This is a genomic window from Mesotoga sp. Brook.08.105.5.1 (assembly GCF_002752635.1).
GTDB lineage: Bacteria > Thermotogota > Thermotogae > Petrotogales > Kosmotogaceae > Mesotoga.
The window spans coordinates 26586-45713 of record NZ_AYTW01000014.1 but is presented as its reverse complement, the minus strand read 5'-3'; the positions used below and the strand labels follow the sequence as shown (position 1 = coordinate 45713).

The following is a 19128-nucleotide window of genomic DNA, read 5'->3' as shown; positions in this document are numbered from 1 at the left end:
CCAATCGCTAGCAAGAAAGCGGATTACCAGCAGCAACTCATGATCCTTTCATGAATGGTTGTGCGTCAGCGCGAAAGAACCGTGTTGTAAGGCAAGCGTTGATCTGATCTGCTCCTGATATTGGACTGAAACCATTTCAGAAAACAACCTCCGACTGCAATCAGTCCAACTATAGCTTGATAATCAAGCCTATTTTGAATTATTCGATCGTGATCGGGTCTGAAGACATTAAAACCATTCAAGAAAATAATGATACACTGTGCATGATGTATAATGCATCGCGTTCATTTCGTGTTAATCTTTCTTCCCAAAGAACGGGGCTTGCTCTAGAAGGCCCCAAATATGGAGGTGTTTGGATGAAGTTAAGCAAGGTACTCGTAGTCGCGATTGTCTTGTTAATCGGGGTTGCGGCATTTGGAGCAACAATCAAGGTCGCATTGGTTGCACCGTTTACCGGTCTCGGTTCGATTTTGGGCGACTACATCAAGATGGGTGCTCAGTTAGCACTGGAAGAGATCAACGCTGCCGGTGGAATTAATGGAGATATGCTTGAAATGATTGTATACGACGATGCTGCCAATCCTAGCACGGCTTCCAGTGTTATTAGAAGGGCATTATTTCAGGACAACGTAGTGGCAGTTTTTGGACCTAACATGAGCAGTGCGGTTATTGGAGTTCACCCGTTGGCTCAGCAGGCCAAGGTTCCGATGCTAGTCGGTGCTACTTCTCCTTCGTTCAGGTACTCAGTTATTCCCAACGATTTTCTTTTCAGACTCAGAGCTGACGACAAAGTAAAGGTTATTCAGCTTGTGAAATACGCGGTTGAGGTTCTTGGGATTGAAAAACCCGGAATCGTCTACGGATCTACTGATTACTGTCTTGCAGGCCTTGACGTTGCAAAAGAAGAGTTTCCCAAGTACGGAATAGAGATTGTGGCAATGGAACAGATCAAGGAAGGAGACAAGGATGCGACTGGTCAGCTGTTGAAGCTCAAAAACGCAGGCTTCGACGGTTTGATTGGACTTACTCACGAATCCGAGGCCGCCGTTACTGTCAACCAGCTAAGGCAGTTGCAGATTGATGTGCCGATTATCGGTTTCTCTGCATGGGGCGTTCCGGCATTTACAGATCTCGCTCCAGAAGCCGCAATTGGCGTCTATTCTGTTCAAGGTTTTAACCCGGTCGATCCAGATCCCGCGGTCCAGGCTTTTGTTGAAGCTTACAAAGCAAGATGGGACGGAAAGGAACCGAGCGATCCCGCTCAGGCGTATTACGATGGAATGTATCTTCTAGCGGATGCCCTGAGGAATGTTGGAACCGACGGTACTAAGCTCGCACAGTACCTGGCCAATGAAGCAAATATCGTTGGTGTTCAGGGAGAACTGAAGTGCGATGAACACCATAACTTCACCAACGTCTGTCTAATCTCCCAGTTTGATGGAAAGGACTGGCAGATTATCAACAAACTGTACTGAGCCTCTTTGCGGGAGGGGGCGTGCTCAGCCTGCCTCCCGCTTCACTTATCAAGACAAGGAGTGTGAATAATGCTTCAAGACATTCTCCAAATCATTGTTTCAGGGGCTTCAATCGGTGCTACGTATGGACTTGTAGGGCTCGGAGTTGTTTTCCTGTGGCTGACGATCTCAAGAATAAACTTTGCCAACATATCGTCGGCGATGTTGGGAGCCTATCTCTTCTACAGTTTCTATACTCAACTGAACTTGGGTTTTTTCATTTCTTTCGTTTTGTCTATAGCCGTAATAGCGCTCTATGGGTTGGGATTGAGAGCCTTTATATATGAGCCCATAAGGAAGCGGGGAGGCGGACGTCTCGAATTCGTGGTCGCCACGCTTATGCTGTGCACCTTCTGGCTCAACTTGATAATCGTCACTTATGGGGCTTTGCCCAAGCCATTTCCACCGGTATTTGGGGGAAGCCAAGACTTCATTTCTTTAGGCGGAATAAGAATTCCTACTCTCTATCTCAATATCTATTTGGTAATCGGAATCCTTATGGTATTCATTTACTTCTTACTGAACAAGACGCTCATAGGAAAATCATTCCGGGCTGCCGCACAGAATAGGGAAGCCGCGGCTCTTATGGGAATAGATGTGAAGGTAACGACCTCTCTTTCTTTTATACTGGCCACGTGTGTGGTGGGAATTGCAGGTATACTTCTTGCCCCGATATACTTCGTGTCATTAGAACTTGGTGGTGGGTCAATTGGTGTCAAAGGGTTCGCATCTGCCGTTCTCGGCGGATTGACCAATCCGTACGGGACGATACTGGGCGGAATATCTCTTGGATTGCTGGAGAACTTCTCCACCCTCTACATCTCTTCTACATACAGAGACATCATATCCTTCTCGGTTCTTGTCGCCGTTCTAATACTCAAGCCTTCCGGAATATTCAACTGGAAGAGCAAGAAGATATAGGGGGTGCGAGATGAAGAAGCTGATATTGATTGTAGGAGCGATACTACTAATAATACTATTCCCACTTTTCACGAATAACATGTATCACCTTTACCTAATGAACAGGGCTTTGATACACTCCATCCTTGCAACAGGGTTGGTCTTCCTTACAGGTTTCGCTGGCCAGATATCGCTCGGGCAGGCGGGTTTTTACGCAATTGGAGCATACACTTCGGCATACTTCACTGTGCGGCTGGGACTACCAATTTCGATTGGGGTTATTGCGGGAGTAGTTCTGAGCGTTGTTGCGGGCTTCCTGCTGAGTATCCCCTCGTTCAAACTAAAGGCCTTCTTCTTATCTCTAGTAACAATCGCCTTCGGGCAAATAGTCTGGATGCTCGTGATAAATCTCACACCGATAACCGGGGGGCCATATGGTTTCTTCGGAATCCCATTCTATTCAGTGGGAAATAACATGCTTTCCTACGGTCAGGTGTTCTGGCTTTTTGGAGGGATACTGCTCGTGTCAGTTTTCATTATGTACCGCATCAAGCACTCTCACTTCGGCAGAGCGATGCTTGCTATGAATGACGATGATGTGGCCACTGAGACCTGCGGAATATCTACAAAGAAGTTAAAGATCGCCGCTTTCGGTTTTTCGGCAGGCTTGGCAGGGCTTGCAGGAGCGCTTTACGCTCATCTGGCAGGATTTCTTTCGCCCGAACCATTCACGTTTTTTGAGTCATCGAATTTCGTTGCGATGGCCGTTGTTGGTGGTCTTAGACACATGAGCGGAGGAGTTGTCGGCGGAATCGGGCTCACTCTTCTGCCGGAATTCCTCAGATTCGGCGGCTGGGAGAACTACTACTTAATGGTGACCTCACTGATCGTTATCGTTATCATAATATTCGTACCCATGGGGCTCGGGCCGATACTTGAGAATCTCTTCAGAAAGGTCTTCAAACTTAAGAGAAGCAACACAAAGACATTGTAAGGTGGGCTGAAGATGGACATACTAAGAACGGAAAAGTTGACAAAGAGATTTGGCGGAGTTGTGGCAAACAATGAACTTTCGATAGGAATTTCTCAGGGAAATATCACAGCTCTTATCGGTCCGAATGGCTCCGGAAAGACGACGTTCATAAATGTAGTAACAGGAGTACACCCGATTACAAGCGGAAAAGTGTATTACAAAGATCAGGATATCTCTCAAATGGACATAAACAGGATAAGTAGATTAGGTATTGCGCGCACATTCCAGAAAATCCGGCTCTTCGAGAACCTATCAGTTATAGAGAACGTTCTGGTTGCTCGAAAGTCGTTTTACAAGTCAGGCCCATTGAGCGTCGTTTTGGGAACCCCGAAGTTTAGAAGAGAGGAAAGTGAGAACAAAGAGAAGGCTCTCGAGCTCTTGAGGCTTGTTGGACTTGAGGAGAGAGCATATGACTCTCCTACCGGCATGGCATACGGATTGAGACGCTGTCTAGAAATAGCAAGAGCACTAGCCCTTGAACCTCAGTTGATTTTCCTCGACGAACCGGCAGCGGGTATGACTAGAGATGAATTCAAGGTGATCATGGACTTGATGATTATTCTTAAGGAAAGAGGAATAACGATTCTACTGGTAGAACACACGATGGACTTTATCAAGGCAGTTGCCGACTGGGTATATGTTCTCAACTTCGGTCAGGTTATTGCGGAGGGAAAGTTCGACGAAATCGAAAAGGATCCACTTGTCCTTAAAGCCTACCTGGGGGAGGATTGATTATGGCCTTGCTTGAAACCATAGATCTTTCAGTCTCGTATAACGAGGTTCCTGCTCTCAGAAAAGTCTCTATAAAAGCCCAAAAGGGAGAGGTCGTCTCTGTTCTTGGACCAAACGGAGCAGGTAAGACAACTCTACTAAAGAGCATTTCCGGACTAGTGGCTTCCGAGTCGGGAAGCAAGGTCTTGCTGAACGGAGATGAGATTCAACATCTGCCGCCCCACAAAATCACCAGGTTGGGGGTAATACACGTTCCAGAAGGAAGGCAGGTATTCCCAGAACTCTCCGTGCAAGAAAACCTTGAAGTTGCTGCTACTAGAATTGGACTCGCAAAGGCTCGCCCAAACATCGAGAAAGTTTATGAGCTTTTCTGGGAACTGAAGTCCCGGAAAAATCAGATGGCCGGCACGCTTTCCGGTGGAGAGCAACAGATGCTTGCAATTGGAAGGGCCATCGTTTCCGATCCATTGATCATGATGATAGACGAACCTTCCATGGGACTGGCTCCTGTTATCGTTAAGAGAATATTCGAGACTCTGAAAAATTACGTCAAGGATACGGGTCTTACAATGTTGATTGTGGAACAGAACGCGAAGCTCTCGCTCCCAATGAGCGACAGAGTTTACATCGTATCGCAAGGTCAAATAAAACTCGAAGGCTCCGTCGATGAAGTGAAGAGCGACGAGAGAATCCGAGAAATGTATTTCGGTGGTAAGTAAGATGAAATTCTCGCTTGACTATAGAGAGAAGGAGAGACTTCAGCTGGAAGTTCCGGCGGGAAGAGTACTTCTTCCGACTTCACCTGTTGAGAGAAGCGGAGAGGGCAGCTCTCTGCGTGAATCGCTACTGAAGCCATTTGATGCTGCTCCGATCCTGGAGCTTGCGAAATCTGCGAAAGAGATAGTCCTGATCGTAGAGGATCATACAAGGCACTCTCCAATCTTTGAGACTCTCTCTTTCATGAAATCGCTTTTCGTCGAAAACAAAATTCCCTGGAGCAAAGTCTCCTTGCTGGTTGCGACTGGAACTCACAGACAAATGACGGCTGATGAGCTAACCGAGAAGTTCGGCAGTTTTTCTCGCGATACCAGAATCCTCCAGCACGATGCAGAAGCAGCCGGCAGGATGAAAGACTATGGAGAATTCCTTGGAGTTCCGATCAGGATAAACGAAGCGGTTGAAGCCGACCTCACAATTGGAGTGGGTTCGATCGTTCCTCACAGGTTCTCCGGATGGTCGGGTGGAGCTAAAATTGTAATTCCGGGCGTCTCTGCATATGAAACTGTCTTTGAGTCCCACAGGATGGCAATTCTGAAGAGCAGAGCCGACGTCGGAGTTCTTGACAATGAGTTCAGGGAACTTATAGATGAAACCGGAAAACGAGTGGGACTTGATTACATTATAAATTTCTACTACGATATCGAAGGAAGAATCGCCGGATGTGTATCGGGCAATCATGTAACTGCGCACAGAGAAGGCGTCAAAGTCGCGAGAGAAGAGCTGCTCCGAGAGTTCCCGGAAAAAGCCGATGTCACCGTGATATCTTCATTCCCCTCTGTGACCGATTTCTGGCAGTGCGGCAAAGCGCTGTACACATCCGATCTTGTTACCAGAAATGGAGGAGACATCGTTATGGTCTCGTCACTCGATGAAGGCTTTGGCGACCATCCTCTATTCGCCTCATTACTCAAGTTGGAGGCAGAAAAGATCCTAGAAAGACTGGACATGATTACCACCGAAGACCCGCTAGCGTATGTGGCGGCCTATGCAGTAAGGAAAGTTATTGAGAAGAAAAGGATTCACATTGTGAGTGACACAAAATTTACAGATCGGTTCAATGAACTCGGGTTAACGGTCCATCAAGATATTCAATCGGTTGTTGACCGAGTGGCGCCGGCCGGCAAAAGCATCGCGGTTCTTCAGAACTCACTTGTATTGCCGGAAATATCGAATAAGGAGGCACAATAATGAAACCGAAAGATCTTGATTACATGAAGCTAAATGAAACACCATACTTCGATGAATCCCGCTGGGTGAGTCCTCTCAACTATGAGAGAGATATCCAGGGAGAAAACGCAAAAGACAGTATCTACATACACGACGTTACGCTGAGAGATGGAGAACAGACTTGTGGTCTTACCTGGAGCGAGGATCAAAGGGTGAGAATCGGAGTTGCGCTGAATGATTTGGGTGTGAAGTCCATTGAGGTCGGAATGCCGATAGTCTCCGACGAGAACAAGAGGGCTATACGTAGACTCGTTGACATGGATCTCGATTCGGAAATCGTTCCATTCGCAAGGTCTTTGAAGAAGGATATCGATGAATCTGTCGATTGCGGCGCCACACGAGTAGTGGTCGAACACGCGGTAAATCCATACGATAACGAGCTTGTCTATGGTGTATCCCCCGAAAAACTGATCGACCGAGTCGTTTCGGCAATACTCTACGCGAAGGAACAGGGCATGAAGCCGACCTTCATGGGCTGGGACGCAACAAGATCGACCCCCGATTATGTCCTGAAAGTCTTCACAGAAGTGGCAAAGCAAGCGAAACCGGAGAGTATTGTCTTTGTGGATAGCTTTGGAGTCGCCTCCCCATTTGCAATCGAGTTCATCTTCACTGAGCTTAGGAAGGCCATTCCGGACATCCCGCTGGAGTTCCACGTTCACAATGAATTTGGTCTGGCAATGGGATCGGTTTTCGCCGCAGTAAGAGCTGGTGTATCAGGCATTCACAGCTCGATCAACGGGCTTGGCGAAAGGACGGGCAACGTAGCTACCGAAGAGGTCGCCGCCGGCCTGAAACTCCTGATGGGGATAGATACAGGAGTCGATCTGAGGAAGATCGGATACACTTCGCGACTGGTCGAGGATATTTCGAAAATCCCAGTGGCGAACAATAAGCCGGTCGTTGGGAAGCGTCTCTTCTGGGTCGAATCGGGCATCGTAGTTGATGCAATCGACAAGTTGAATGCGGCCGGAATTAACGCCGCCATGACCCCGTACCTTCCTTCGCTCGTAGGAATGGGCGAGATAGACGTGAAGCTCGGCGCCTTCAGCGGTCAGGCAAGCATAAAATACTGGTTGAAGAGATTGGGCATACAGGCGACAGAAGACCAGCTTGAAGAACTGACGGAAATTGTGCGAAAGGAAGGACGAATAAGAAACACAGTCCTCGAACCTGACGAATTCAAGAGAATAGTCGGAGATTACATGAAATGAGTCTGATTCTCGTCATAAATCCCGGTTCGACATCAACCAAGGTGGCCGTCTTCAAAGATGGAAATGAAGTGTTCAAGAAGACGCTTTCCCTTGACGATAACATGCTCGACCTTCCCCTTTTTCCCGATCAGTACACAATAAGGAAGGATCAGATCCTCAAAGAACTGGACAGAAACGGGATAAGACCATCCCAACTGACTGCCGTGGCGGCCAGAGGGGGGAGATTGAAACCACTGAATTCCGGAGTTTACCACATTAACAGAGAGATGGTCAGTGACGCCAGGAAGGGCCTTCAGGGCATTCACCCTGCAAACACAGCTGTCGTGATAGCTTTTGAATTGGCTCAGGAATTCGGAATGCAGGCTTTCACCGTCGACCCGATCAGTGTGGACGAACTCGCCGAGTGGGCAAGAATAACAGGAATAGAGGAGATCAGAAGAAACTCACTCTCCCATGCGTTGAACATGAAGGCAGTCGCGAAGAAAGCTGCGACTGAACTGGGAAAGAGGTACGAGGAAGCGAAGCTCATAGTGGCCCATCTAGGAGGCGGCTCCTCGGTAAGCGCCCATCTGAACGGAAAGATGGTCGATCTGTATAACAGTGACAAGGAAGGTCCCTTTTCTGTGGAAAGAGCGGGCGCCCTCCCGACTCACGAATTGGCGGAGTTTGTACGCTCGAGAGACGATTATCTCGAATACCTGGCTCACAGGGGCGGTCTGTTTTCCCACTTTGGAATGCGCGACGTTGAACGGATCGCCGAAGGCGTAAAAAATGGAGAAATCGATTCTATGCCGCTTGAAGCGTACATTTACAATATTGCAAAATACTCATACAGTCTGCTGGCGGTATTTGACGGAGTTCCCGACGCCCTTGCCATTACGGGTGGCGTAGTGAAGTGTGACTACGTCAGAGAAAGACTTCTTGCGAAACTAAAGGGTATAAGAGTTCTTCTTTTCCCGGGAGAATACGAGATGGAAAGCCTTGCCGAAGGAGCGCACAGAGTAATACAGGGGATCGAAGAGGCCCTGGAATACTGAGGTGATGATCGATGATTAATTCCCTTTCTGAGTTCATTCTTGAAGCAAGTAAGTTGCAGAAGCGCGTGAGAGTAAATTGCGTGCAACCGCATGATCGAAAGACGATGAAGGCCATAGAATCAACTGCCTCCTCTAACGGCAATTTTGAATTCACTCTCTTCGGAAGATTGGAAGAGATAAAGAAGGCGGCATCTGAAGGGTTTCTGAACACGACGCGTGTTGTCGAAGGAGAATCTGAAGAAGATAATGCTTCAAATGCTGTCTCTGCTTTGGAGGGAGATACTCCCGCCGTCCTAATGAAAGGCGACATCAATACCACCGTGTTTCTGAGAGAGCTCTTAAAGAGCCCCAGGGTAAGGGCTAGCGGAAGGCTTATAAGTCACATTTCCTGTATGGAGGTCCCCGAGCATCCAAGACTGCTTTTCATAACTGATGGGACGGTCAACGTTGCACCTGATTTGAAGGAAAAGGCAGAGATACTCAGGAATGCCGTTGAGTTTGCAAGATCGATCGGAATAAGTGAACCAAGGGTCGCGGTAATCGGAATAAATGAGCGAGTCTTGGTAACAAATCGCGACCTCGTTGAAGGAGCTGTGTTGTCAAAAATGGCGGAAAGAGGGCAATTTGGAGTGTGTCTCGTGGACGGCCCCCTGCCCATAGATACTGCCCTGAAAAAGGAAGCGGCACTGAAGAAGGGAATTACGTCTAAGGTCGGAGGCGAGGCCGACATACTGGTCTGTTCTAATCTTGAATCAGCGGCCAACCTTATTAAAGGGCTCGTACATCTAGGCAAGTCCAAGACGGCCGGGCTCCTTTTGGGAGCAGGATTCCCCGTTGTTCTCACATCGAGGAGCGACAATGAATTCGCAAAAGCGGTGTCGCTCTCAATGGCGCTAGTGAGTGCGGTGGGCTGAGGTGAAAGAGATGGCAGTAAGCTTTATGGTGGCCAACGAGGATATTCCGGCCAGTGCAAAGGTCACTGGCCTCACCGGCAGGTTGGAAGAGACGCTCGCCGCAGTGGCGGGTACCGGTTTCAACTCTTTTGAGCTCATGATCGCCGAACCCGAAAAAGTGGATGTTGAAAAACTGAAGCGACTCGAGCGACAGTACTCTTTGAAGTGCATATTTCTCTGCACTGGCGAGATGGCAGGAACTGCCGGCCTTTACCTGAACCACATAGACGCGAACGAAAGAAAGAGAGCGCTGAACTCCTTTTTGCAGGCAGCCAAGAAGGCACATGCTCTAGGAGTTAACCTTAATATCGGCAGACTTAGGGGAGTAATATGGTCCGACGGCCTCCAGAGGTCACTCGAGAGGCTTGGAGAATCGCTGGAAAAAATCGATTCGTATGTGAGAAGTGAACTCGAGGGCTTGTCCGTCTTGATAGAACCATTGAGGAAGGTGGTCTGCCCGATCCTTAATAACTGTGTCGAAGCCGCCTCTTTTCTTTCTGAGAGAGAGCTGAGGAGTTTTGGAATTCTCCTTGATTCTGACCATTTCGATGAGTTGAAGGATCCCGCTTTTGTAAGTTCGAACATCGAGCTGATAAAACACGTTCACCTAGCAGATACGAATCACAAACCTCTGGGGCGGGGCGCGATTGATTTTCAGAGCTTCTTGAAAATGCTGAGCAAATCGAGTTATGTCGGTGAATACAGTGTCGAGGTCTTCTGCGATGAAGATCAGATAGAAACTCTAAGGGAAACTGCTTCATTTCTGAAAGCTTTCCCTCAAATCCTGGGGGGATCACTTTGAACAGATCGGCAGACACAAATCACTTTCAGGGAATCCAGCAGCAGCTTTACAGATCAATAAGGGATAGCATCGTAGAACTGGAAATCCCTCCCGGAGCGAGATTGACGATCGAGAAGCTGAGAAGAATCTACGGTGTTTCTTCTACTCCGGTAAGGGGGGCTCTCCACAAGCTGAAGGAAGATGGTCTTGTCGCGCCGGGAGCCGCCAAGAGTTTTTACGTAAAGGAGATTCTCGAAAATGACGTCAGGAAGCTCTTCCCGATAAGGCTTGTGCTGGAGAAACTTGCATTGAGTGAATCAATTAATCGGATCGACAGAGAGATCATATCGAATCTGATCGTGAGGATGAGAAGACACCTCTCGGAACCGGAGGAGACAAAGAACAAAGTTCCTTACGATATTGACTACAGGCTGCACAGGGAGATACTCAATAACTGCAATAATGAATATCTAATTGAAATGATGTCGAAGATCTCGATACTGCTCGCCAGAATGCGGAACGTGATCAAATACTACCTTCTTGAACAGCAAAAAGACTGGATAATTAACGAGATGGAGGAACATTTCAAAATCGCGCAGAGCATCCTGGAAGGAGACCTGGAGAAGGCTTCTGCTGCCCTGGAAGTTCATCTCAAGCACTCAATGAATATGATATGTTCTATACTCAGTTCCAACCATATTGACTATGCTGCCAAAGAAAGCTTTGCCCATTTGGAGGATTAGAAATGAAGCATGCTATTTTGCTGTCTTTAAACGACAATGTCGCAACGGTGCTTGAGAAAGTGGATATCGGCGAAGAGATAGAGGTGAAGGGTGTTTCCGGATTGCAGATGCTGGTTGCGAAGGAAGAAATACCTTTCGGTCACAAAGTCGCTGTGAGAGACATCAAAAGAAACGAGAGAATAATCAAATACAATAACAAGATAGGGATTGCAACTTCGAACATCTCGACGGGCCAGCATGTTCACATCCAAAATGTTGTAAGCGAACGAACGGAGATCAAAGAGGGAGGTGACAGGGCTTAGGCCAGATATTATGAAGACCATGATGGGTTATTTAAGAAGTAACGGAAGTGTTGGAGTGAGAAATCACGTCCTCGTTCTCCCCAGTGTTCTTTGCTCTTCGAATGTTGCCAGAAAGATTTCGGCCGCTGTTCCCGGATCGGTAGTGGCCAGCCACAATCAAGGTTGCGCTCAACTGGGAGATGACTTTCAGCAGACTAGAAGAACGCTGATAAATACTGCGCTAAATCCTAATGTGGCAGCCGTTCTTGTTGTTGGGCTCGGTTGTGAAAGGGTGTCCCCACATGAACTGAGGGACGTGATTCTAGACAGCGGAAAACCGGCCGGACTAATAATGGTTCAAGACTACGGAACCGTAGAAGCTGTAGAAAGGGGAACTGCAATTGTCAGGAAAATGGTAGAGGAAGCTTCGAAGAGTGAAAGAGAGGAAGTTCCGCTTTCAAGACTTGTCCTAGGCATGGAATGCGGTGGTTCCGACTTCTCTTCGGGTTTGTCGGCCAATCCTGTAGTCGGCGAGGCTGCCGACATTCTATGGAAGGAAGAAGGTCGTGTGATACTCTCTGAGACCACTGAACTGGTCGGTGCAGAACACCTCCTCTTTGAGAGAATGAAAAACGAAGAGATGAAGAGGCGATTTGCAGGGATGCTAAAGAGAATGATTGATGAAAGCATGAAGAACAGCCGCGATGTGGTGGATAAAGAAAACGTCCCCAACAACATCTCTCCTGGGAACGTACGGGGAGGACTGACCACACTTGAAGAAAAGTCGCTTGGAGCAATGATTAAGGGCGGCAAAGTACCGATAGTAGGTGTTAAAGAGTACGGCGAATTAATTGATCCGGAGCCAGGTCTTTACCTTATGGATACGCCCGGATATGATGTAGAATCTGTCACAGGAATGGTTGCCGGTGGCTCTACAGTTGTGCTTTTTACTACCGGGCAGGGAACTCCTACAGGCAATGCGATAGCACCTGTTATAAAAATAACTGGAAACCACGAAACGGCTAAAAAGATGAAGATGAACATCGATTTTGATTGCAGTGCGATAATCTCCGGAAAAGAGACAGTAGAAGAAGGCGGAAAGAGGCTTTTCGAACTTGTTCTGAGAGTTGCTAACGGCGAAAAGACTAAATCAGAGATTCTTGGACAGGATGATTTCTCAATCTGGAATGTGGGGATAAAACTATGAGTTACAGTGATTCCCAACTCGAAAGTCTTCTTTTTGAGTTATGCTCTGCCAACACAACGAATCCTCCGGGTAATGAAGATCTCGCCGTATCGATAATCGAGAGAACTCTCACGCGAAAAGAAGTGAGCGTAGAGATTCACCGAGTTGCCGATAACCGTTCGAATCTCCTTGCAAGGATCGAACGCGATCCCCGAATCTCATATTTAGTCTTCTCCGGTCATATGGATGTTGTACCCGCCGGTTCAAACTGGAATACCGATCCTTTCAAACCTGAACAGATAGACGGGGAGCTCTATGCCAGAGGTTCCGCAGATATGAAGGGTGGTCTTTCGGCCTTAATTGCGGCGCTTGTAGATCTTTCGGAAGATAGGGAGTTCTGCGGAAACGTGGCTCTTCTTGCCACGTGCGACGAAGAAGTCGGTTGCTCGGGAATACAGTACTTTCTTGAACACAAACCATTCGACATCTCGGCTGTGCTGATTGGTGAGCCCACTTCTTTAGGACTTGCCACCGGAGAGAAGGGAGCGCTCTGGCTTAAACTGAAATTCAGAGGCAAATCAGCGCACGGTTCGCAACCGCAAAATGGAGTTAACGCAGTTATAAGGCTTTTCAGTGCCTACAATGAGCTTTCTCAGGTTCTAGGGAAAATAGAAGGCCTTACTGAGAGCCTGAACATCATTCGAGGTGGATCAAAAGAAAATACCGTCCCCGATGAGGCCGAATGTGTTATCGACATTCGTTTTGCAGAGAACACAGATTCTTCAGAAATCATCGCTCTCGTTGATTCCGTTCTAAGCAAATACAATCAATCAGAGAGAATCATTTTGCTCAACAGGGAGTCTTTCTCCTCTTCAGGCACTCTCACTGAATCTGTTAAGGAAGTGCTCAAAAAGAAAGCCCTGAAAGCCGAAGAGCTCTCAATGACCTACTTCACTGACGGTGCCTTTACTGCATCGCAAGGGATTGAGACAGTAATACTAGGTCCCGGAAGCCCCTCAATGGCGCACAGGTCGAACGAATATGTGGAACTTGAAGAAGTCCATAGGGCCCGAAGGCTTTATGTAGAAATAGCAAGGAACTTCTTTGAAAGGACAAGATAATTATGGGTAGACTCGTAGCATATGAAAACCTCAGGAAGCTCTGCGAAGAGATCCTTGTTTCCGAGAATTTCAACATAGAGGCCGCTCATGAAATAGTGGACGTTTTGTTGGAAGCTGATTTGCGTGGCATTCCTTCACATGGTGTTGCAAGACTTGGTAGGTACATTAAGGAAAGAGATAGCGGAAATATCCTGCTCGATTCCAAGCCATCGATAGTACATGATACTCCGATTTCGGCTACAATTGACGGTAACGGCGGCCCAGGACAATGTGTTTCCAACTACGCGATGGATCTTGCAATAACCAAAGCGAAGAAGTCGATGATCGGCTTTGTCTCGGTCAGAAACTCAAATCACTACGGAATCTCAGCCTATTACTCCGAAAAGGCGCTTTCAGAAAAGATGATAGGGATAGCAATGACCAACAGCTACCCTCTCGTCGTTCCGACTTTCGGGAAGGAGGCCGTTCTCGGAACAAATCCCTTTTCAGTAGCCATCCCTGGATCGAAGAAGGATTTCATACTGGATATGGCTACTAGCGTTGTGACCAGGGGAAAATTAGAGGTTTACGATAGGCTGGGAAGAGACATTCCAAACGGCTGGGCAGTGGATGAAACAGGTAGTAGCACAACCTCTCCCAGAAGGGTTCTGAACAACTTCAACAATCGAAACCTCGGAGGTATTCTTCCCTTGGGAGGATCCGATGAGGATTTTGGTGGTCACAAAGGGTTTGGGATGGCGCTTCTTGTAGATCTGCTGTCTGCCGGGCTATCTTTGGGGACTTGGAGCGCAAAGACTTACTCGAGTTCCCAGGCTGGCGTGTGCCACTTCTTTGGCTGTTTAGACCTTAAGCTCTTTGGAGAAGCTTCACACCTAGTAAGACACATGGAAAGGATAGTCGACGAAATCGTTTCAAGTGACAAAGCCGAGGGTCATGAAAAGATCTACTATCACGGAGAGAAAGAGGCATTAGCAAGGGAGAGATCTCTAGAGTCGGGAATAGAACTGGATAACAAGACAAAACTACTGCTCACAACACTGGCAGAGAAACACGGCATCAAGAAACCTGCCGATTGGCCGCTGACCGGAACTCAACATGAATGAATTGCCCTCTAGAATATCCATCTAAAGATTATTATCGGCCTGAAAGGCAGGCTGTGAACAAAACTATACGCTGATGCTATGCCTGCAAAGTCTGCGATGAGGTCTCCAACCTCCGCGGAACCTCTGCCTGAAATCAGATCCCAGACTTCCTTCCCCACACCCAGTAATGCGGTAAAGGCAAAACCGCCTGTGTCCCCAAGAAGGTAACTTGAAAGGCCAAAGGCGGTATAACTAACAGAATAATGTAAGAATTTGTCGTAACCCGTTACCGCTAAACCAACAATAGAAAAAAATAGAACAAAGAATAGCAAAAAATACTTGCTCAAAAAAGCCTCTTTAGCTCTTGATTAGAATTCGTAGAGTACTCCAAGTCCTGCAGAGAAGAACTCGGGAAGGGGCCAGTAATCTCCGCCGGGGAAGTCTCCCTCCTGGCGAGTTTGATAGTCTTTCACTCTGTAACCCCTGGCAAATCCATTGAGAATCATCTTGTCAGTGATCGGTGTCATTATCTGGAACCCACCACCGACAGCAAGATGAGGAGCTCCGAGATTAAGTATTCCTATCTCCCAGCCGGGTTCACCGAAATTAGAGTCCTGAACTGAACCCACACTAACAAGCAGCCTCACCTTCAGATTGAGTGTCTCGAGAACCTGAAAGTAAATGTCAGCATTTAAAAGGCCAATCTTATTGGTCGGATATCTGATTGCAGCCTGAGCACTCAACATGGTTCCAATCTTATCAGTAAATGGAAGCTGAAGAGAGAGATCAAAAGCACCGGCACCCCATCTCTCTGGCTGATAAACTGGATTAGTGGCATTGATTCCAAAACCACCACCTATAAGCGCTTTAGGCGTAGAGAGACCCAGTGAGACCGCAAAAAGGAGCAAAGCTACTAAAGCGACTTTCTTCATAAATACACCTCCCCTTAATAATTGCAAAGCTATTGGCGTTATTGGCACTATATGACAGATTGATTATACCACAACAGTATTGAGGTTCAAAGCCATTATTGCTGCTCTATTCGGAAGAAAAATACGCCCAGGAAGCAAGATTATTCACAAGTCTGTCCGTTGACGCATCCTTCTTTCAACATCCCTCTTCGCGATATCTTCCCGCTTGTCGAAAAGCCTCTTTCCCTTTGCAAGCGAAATCTCAACCTTAGCCTTTCCCTTGTCGTTGAAGTATATTCTCAGAGGGATAATTGTCAATCCCTTTTCCTTGATCTTCTGATCGAGCCTCAGTATCTCCTTCCTATGCATAAGGAGCCTTCGTTTTCTGCGCGGCTCGTGATTCCAAACATTTCCATGTGTATACTGACTGATATTGCATTCCATAAGAAAGATTTCTCCATTCTCGATCTTGCAATAGGTATCAATCAAAGAAGCGCCTCCAAGGCGCAGAGATTTGACTTCCGTACCGACAAGCTCGATCCCGGCTTCGTATGAATCCATAAGATGGTACTGGAAACGTGCCTTTTTGTTCGTAACTACCGTTTTCATTGAGATCCCTCCGTCTCGCTGAACGGAATTCATTTTAGCACAAGGTCTATGCATTTTAAAAAAGGGATCTTAACAAGATCCCTTTCTATGGTCTGCTCTTTATTTTAGACAAGAGAAAACCATGCCCAACTTATTATAACTCTTATTCGTTGACTCAAATGAAACTTGATAAGTCAATTATGAAAAAAAGCGATTCTCGGTCTGATACTGTCGCTCAGTCAACAATAACAATCGCAGGCCTCTTAACTGATACACCGTCTATTTCGAATTCAAGAGCCGGCCAGGAGCTCGAATCGGGAAATGACAGAATCGTGTTCTGTGACTTGCCTACAAGTACAGTATCCTCGGACTTCGTGCCTCTAATTGTCGGGTTCCAGGCAACCGCGTTTCCAATTTGGAGAACGATATCACTCTTCAGGTTAGCAATCACCTCTCTGGGGAGGTAACCCGCAGTTCCTCCCTGGTGATGAAGTTTCCATTCACCTGCCCTGCCAGCCGTTTCATAGGCCTCTACTAGCCTCTCAAAAACCTGTGAAAGCTTCACTCCTGGCTTCGAGCATCCGATAACCTTTGCATCAATGAGGCAGTTCTGTTCGTGTTGCCTCCTGATATCATCTGATGCCTCAAACAGAAAAGACCTGCTCGAAGAGATTATCAGCCCTCGTTTCCTTGCACAGATACTCGCGAAGCCTCTCTTCCCCAGTCTGACATCTCGCGAAAGATTGTGTCTGTAACTGAGAGAGCTCTCCTCCGAGAAGACCAGTGTCAACACCGGCTCTATATCCCTCTCTGCCATGGCCCTATAGAAAAGCCCTTGAACCTCCAGCTCAGTCATATGACGATTCAAATCCGGCACTATCAGGGAGAAGATTTCATCGCACTCTCTTCCCAGAGCTTTGTACGTGTCGATTTCCGTCTCACTTAAGACGCTCCGCATGGGTGTTATATCAACATACTCGCTTGAGTATCTTCCCGTATCCGATATAAGCTTCCCGTTTACCACGCTGTCCAGCAGCCTTTTCTCTCCGGAGGGCTCAAACCAGCTATACTCAAGAAACCCGAACTCTCCGAGAAGACTTTCATCCAGCTCGATCTCCTGAATTCTCAGCTTTTCAATATTGTTTGTGATCATGTAGACGCGATCCCCTGTTATGAGAATTGAGGCTTCTCCCTCGGTGGAGTTCAGGGTAATGTGACTCCTGGCTCCGAAAGTGAACCATGAGAAATTACAGCACTTGCTCAACAAAAGGGCGCTTGCACTTCTGGCAGCTATTAGCTCTCTCAAGCTCTTAACCCTATCTCTAAACTCTTCTAAAAGCATTATTCCCCTCATTCCTGCCCGCAGCACTTGGTTTATTTCCAGTTTTCTATTCCATTAGGTTCGATCACTTTCGTCCGTGTTCCGACACGCGGTCGATCCATGAATGGTTCCACACTTTCTTTCCAGAGTTTGTAGTGTTCCGTGCATTTATGCTCCATCGCAGCTTCGTCAGACTCGTAAGCCTCATAGAGATAAAAGTGGCACGGATCACTTTGATCTTGAAGAAAATCGAATCTGAGATTCCCCGGTTCTCTTACCGAATTCCTGTGATTTCGGCTTGTTGCTTCGATGAACTCTTCTAAAAACGCACTCTTGACATGAATATCAACTATTGTTACAATCACAGCCTCTCACCCCTGACCAACCTTATAGACATTTCGTTGTGCCTCTTGATTAGTTCTGAGAGTTCGCCATCGACTATCCTGCCGTTCTGGACGCGGATCTTCCCGTCAATCATAACCAGGTCGCTGTTGTGAGGGTCGCATAGAACAAGAGAAGCCACCGGATCGGATAGCCCTCCGGCCATCGAGAGAGTGTCCAGTCTGAAAGCGGCCAAGTCGGCAGACTTTCCCGGCTCGATCGAACCGATGAAGTCGTCCATTCTCAAGACCTTAGCTCCGCCCAGCGTCGCGAATTCCAGAACATCCCTCGGCGAAAGGGCGTCGGCTCCATTGAGGACTCTTTGAAGCATCAGGGCATTTCGTATCTCAAGAAGCATGTTTCCCGTATCGTTCGATGAGCTTCCGTCAACGGCAAGACTGATCCTGATTCCGGCTTCCTTCATCTCTTTCACACGGGCGATTCCCGATCCAAGTCTCATGTTTGAGGAAGGGCAGTGAGCCATGCCGCAGTCATGCTCGGCGAGCCTCTTGATGTCTTCATCGCTCAGCCATACGAGATGGGCGAACCAGCTTCGCTCGTTGAGCCAGCCGACCTTTTCCATGAAATCGACCGGTCTCAATCCCTTTTTCTCGATACAGAAATCGTCTTCGTCCCTAGTTTCGGCGAGATGTGTGTGAAGAAGCACGTCGTATTGCCCGGCGAGTTCGGCCGTCCTGACCATCGACTCTTCGGTCACCGAGAAGGGAGAACATGGAGCCAGGGCTATCCGCAGCATCGAGTGTTTTTCTCTATCGTGATACTTCTCTATTAGTCTTACGGAGTCCTCGATTATCTCTCTCTCGCTCTGGACGACCGAGTCGGGAGGTAATCCTCCGTCTTTTCTGGAGAGAGACATCGAGCCCCTGGTGGGATGAAATCTCACGCCGGTACTGCGGGCCGCTTCTATTTCGCTGTCGATGAACTCTTTCCTTCCCGTCGGGTGAAGGTAAAGCATGTCGGTTGTCGTTGTCACGCCGGAGGCCATCATCTCGTAAATCGCCACTTTGCTGCTGACATATATCGCTTCGTTGTCGAGATTTTTCCACCTCTCGTACAAAAAGACAAGCCAGTCGAACAGCTTGGCTGAGGCGACTTCCTTTACGCTGCGGAAGAGCGACTGATAAAAATGATGATGAGTGTTGACAAAACCGGGAGTGATGATCCGTCCGGCCAGGTCGATCTCCACGTCGCCCGGAGGAGGAGTTCCCCTGCCGACATCGACTATTATTCCATCTTCGACGACGACATAAGCGTCTTTCAGCTCTTCTCTCCTTTCATTCATTGTCACGAGATAGTCTATGTTCTTGAGTACTGTTTTCAAG

21 protein-coding genes are annotated in these 19128 nt (G+C 47.7%); 15 read left to right on the top strand and 6 right to left on the bottom strand.

Translation table 11 applies throughout. The annotated features are described in order from the left end of the window. The first annotated feature begins 356 nt into the window (after positions 1–356). The 15 genes from V512_RS06755 (at position 357) to V512_RS06685 (ending at position 14605) form a co-directional block, all read left to right on the top strand. Positions 357–1475, top strand: coding sequence for an ABC transporter substrate-binding protein (locus V512_RS06755; protein WP_099829691.1), 1119 nt, complete (start codon positions 357–359; stop codon positions 1473–1475). Positions 1476–1544: 69 nt separating this feature from the next. Further along, positions 1545–2435 (top strand): branched-chain amino acid ABC transporter permease, encoded by an 891-nt coding sequence (locus tag V512_RS06750; RefSeq protein WP_099829690.1) that lies wholly within the window; start codon positions 1545–1547, stop codon positions 2433–2435. A gap of 10 nt (positions 2436–2445) precedes the next feature. After that, a complete protein-coding gene (locus V512_RS06745; protein WP_099829689.1) occupies positions 2446–3408 on the top strand; it encodes a branched-chain amino acid ABC transporter permease in 963 nt (320 codons plus the stop codon). A gap of 12 nt (positions 3409–3420) precedes the next feature. Further along, positions 3421–4179 carry an ABC transporter ATP-binding protein gene (locus V512_RS06740; RefSeq protein ID WP_099829688.1) on the top strand — a complete coding sequence of 253 codons (759 nt, stop codon included), beginning with the start codon at positions 3421–3423 and terminating at the stop codon, positions 4177–4179. A 2-nt stretch (positions 4180–4181) separates the two neighbouring features. After that, positions 4182–4898 (top strand): ABC transporter ATP-binding protein, encoded by a 717-nt coding sequence (locus V512_RS06735; RefSeq protein ID WP_099829687.1) that lies wholly within the window; start codon positions 4182–4184, stop codon positions 4896–4898. A 1-nt stretch (position 4899) separates the two neighbouring features. Continuing rightward, positions 4900–6147: a lactate racemase domain-containing protein gene (locus V512_RS06730; protein ID WP_099829686.1), complete on the top strand. Its 1248-nt coding sequence runs from the start codon at positions 4900–4902 to the stop codon at positions 6145–6147. Then, on the top strand, positions 6147–7400 hold the full coding sequence (locus tag V512_RS06725; protein WP_099829685.1) for a homocitrate synthase: 1254 nt from the start codon (positions 6147–6149) through the stop codon (positions 7398–7400). Before V512_RS06730 ends, V512_RS06725 begins: the two co-directional genes overlap by 1 nt. After that, positions 7397–8437, top strand: coding sequence for a butyrate kinase (gene buk / locus V512_RS06720; protein WP_099829684.1), 1041 nt, complete (start codon positions 7397–7399; stop codon positions 8435–8437). The genes V512_RS06725 and buk overlap by 4 nt, the downstream gene beginning before the upstream one ends. An 11-nt stretch (positions 8438–8448) precedes the next feature. Next, positions 8449–9351 (top strand): phosphate acyltransferase, encoded by a 903-nt coding sequence (locus tag V512_RS06715; RefSeq protein WP_099829683.1) that lies wholly within the window; start codon positions 8449–8451, stop codon positions 9349–9351. 10 nt (positions 9352–9361) lie between these two features. Continuing rightward, positions 9362–10192, top strand: coding sequence for a sugar phosphate isomerase/epimerase family protein (locus V512_RS06710; RefSeq protein ID WP_099829703.1), 831 nt, complete (start codon positions 9362–9364; stop codon positions 10190–10192). Further along, a complete protein-coding gene (locus V512_RS06705; protein WP_099829682.1) occupies positions 10189–10914 on the top strand; it encodes a GntR family transcriptional regulator in 726 nt (241 codons plus the stop codon). The genes V512_RS06710 and V512_RS06705 overlap by 4 nt, the downstream gene beginning before the upstream one ends. Before the next feature lie 2 nt (positions 10915–10916). Next, entirely contained in the window at positions 10917–11216 is a 300-nt protein-coding gene (locus tag V512_RS06700) for a UxaA family hydrolase (RefSeq protein WP_039659601.1), read from the top strand. Further along, positions 11203–12402, top strand: a complete 1200-nt coding sequence (locus V512_RS06695; RefSeq protein ID WP_207759741.1) for a UxaA family hydrolase — start codon at positions 11203–11205, stop codon at positions 12400–12402. Before V512_RS06700 ends, V512_RS06695 begins: the two co-directional genes overlap by 14 nt. Further along, the gene (locus V512_RS06690; protein WP_099829680.1) at positions 12399–13502 is read left to right on the top strand and encodes a M20 family metallopeptidase; all 1104 of its coding nucleotides are present in this window, start codon (positions 12399–12401) and stop codon (positions 13500–13502) included. Before V512_RS06695 ends, V512_RS06690 begins: the two co-directional genes overlap by 4 nt. Positions 13503–13504: 2 nt before the next feature. Continuing rightward, entirely contained in the window at positions 13505–14605 is a 1101-nt protein-coding gene (locus tag V512_RS06685) for an Ldh family oxidoreductase (RefSeq protein WP_099829679.1), read from the top strand. A gap of 8 nt (positions 14606–14613) precedes the next feature. Here the strand turns inward: V512_RS06685 and V512_RS06680 are convergent, their stop codons facing one another. The 6 genes from V512_RS06680 to V512_RS06655 all read right to left on the bottom strand — a co-directional run bounded on the left by V512_RS06680 (position 14614) and on the right by V512_RS06655 (position 19127). Then, on the bottom strand, positions 14614–14931 hold the full coding sequence (locus V512_RS06680; RefSeq protein WP_243392292.1) for a hypothetical protein: 318 nt from the start codon (positions 14929–14931) through the stop codon (positions 14614–14616). A 21-nt stretch (positions 14932–14952) separates the two neighbouring features. Then, positions 14953–15516 (bottom strand): hypothetical protein, encoded by a 564-nt coding sequence (locus tag V512_RS06675; RefSeq protein WP_099829678.1) that lies wholly within the window; start codon positions 15514–15516, stop codon positions 14953–14955. Between the two features lie 144 nt (positions 15517–15660). Continuing rightward, entirely contained in the window at positions 15661–16104 is a 444-nt protein-coding gene (gene smpB / locus V512_RS06670) for an SsrA-binding protein SmpB (protein ID WP_099829677.1), read from the bottom strand. Between the two features lie 214 nt (positions 16105–16318). Continuing rightward, a complete protein-coding gene (locus V512_RS06665; RefSeq protein ID WP_099829676.1) occupies positions 16319–17425 on the bottom strand; it encodes a peptidase M24 in 1107 nt (368 codons plus the stop codon). Between the two features lie 32 nt (positions 17426–17457). Next, positions 17458–17769, bottom strand: coding sequence for an antibiotic biosynthesis monooxygenase (locus V512_RS06660; RefSeq protein WP_099829675.1), 312 nt, complete (start codon positions 17767–17769; stop codon positions 17458–17460). Further along, positions 17766–19127: an 8-oxoguanine deaminase gene (locus V512_RS06655; RefSeq protein ID WP_099829674.1), complete on the bottom strand. Its 1362-nt coding sequence runs from the start codon at positions 19125–19127 to the stop codon at positions 17766–17768. The genes V512_RS06660 and V512_RS06655 overlap by 4 nt, the downstream gene beginning before the upstream one ends. Position 19128: the final 1 nt, after the last annotated feature.

Bases quoted from the DNA above. Each gene is read 5' to 3' on its own strand.
- V512_RS06675 (WP_099829678.1), bottom strand. From the start codon at position 15,516: ATGAAGAAAGTCGCTTTAGTAGCTTTGCTCCTTTTTGCGGTCTCACTG.
- V512_RS06665 (WP_099829676.1), bottom strand. From the start codon at position 17,425: ATGCTTTTAGAAGAGTTTAGAGATAGGGTTAAGAGCTTGAGAGAGCTA.
- V512_RS06710 (WP_099829703.1), top strand. From the start codon at position 9,362: ATGGCAGTAAGCTTTATGGTGGCCAACGAGGATATTCCGGCCAGTGCA.
- V512_RS06740 (WP_099829688.1), top strand. From the start codon at position 3,421: ATGGACATACTAAGAACGGAAAAGTTGACAAAGAGATTTGGCGGAGTT.
- V512_RS06685 (WP_099829679.1), top strand. From the start codon at position 13,505: ATGGGTAGACTCGTAGCATATGAAAACCTCAGGAAGCTCTGCGAAGAG.
- V512_RS06745 (WP_099829689.1), top strand. From the start codon at position 2,446: ATGAAGAAGCTGATATTGATTGTAGGAGCGATACTACTAATAATACTA.
- V512_RS06700 (WP_039659601.1), top strand. From the start codon at position 10,917: ATGAAGCATGCTATTTTGCTGTCTTTAAACGACAATGTCGCAACGGTG.
- V512_RS06725 (WP_099829685.1), top strand. From the start codon at position 6,147: ATGAAACCGAAAGATCTTGATTACATGAAGCTAAATGAAACACCATAC.
- smpB (WP_099829677.1), bottom strand. From the start codon at position 16,104: ATGAAAACGGTAGTTACGAACAAAAAGGCACGTTTCCAGTACCATCTT.
- V512_RS06730 (WP_099829686.1), top strand. From the start codon at position 4,900: ATGAAATTCTCGCTTGACTATAGAGAGAAGGAGAGACTTCAGCTGGAA.
- V512_RS06750 (WP_099829690.1), top strand. From the start codon at position 1,545: ATGCTTCAAGACATTCTCCAAATCATTGTTTCAGGGGCTTCAATCGGT.
- V512_RS06690 (WP_099829680.1), top strand. From the start codon at position 12,399: ATGAGTTACAGTGATTCCCAACTCGAAAGTCTTCTTTTTGAGTTATGC.
- buk (WP_099829684.1), top strand. From the start codon at position 7,397: ATGAGTCTGATTCTCGTCATAAATCCCGGTTCGACATCAACCAAGGTG.
- V512_RS06715 (WP_099829683.1), top strand. From the start codon at position 8,449: ATGATTAATTCCCTTTCTGAGTTCATTCTTGAAGCAAGTAAGTTGCAG.
- V512_RS06735 (WP_099829687.1), top strand. From the start codon at position 4,182: ATGGCCTTGCTTGAAACCATAGATCTTTCAGTCTCGTATAACGAGGTT.
- V512_RS06755 (WP_099829691.1), top strand. From the start codon at position 357: ATGAAGTTAAGCAAGGTACTCGTAGTCGCGATTGTCTTGTTAATCGGG.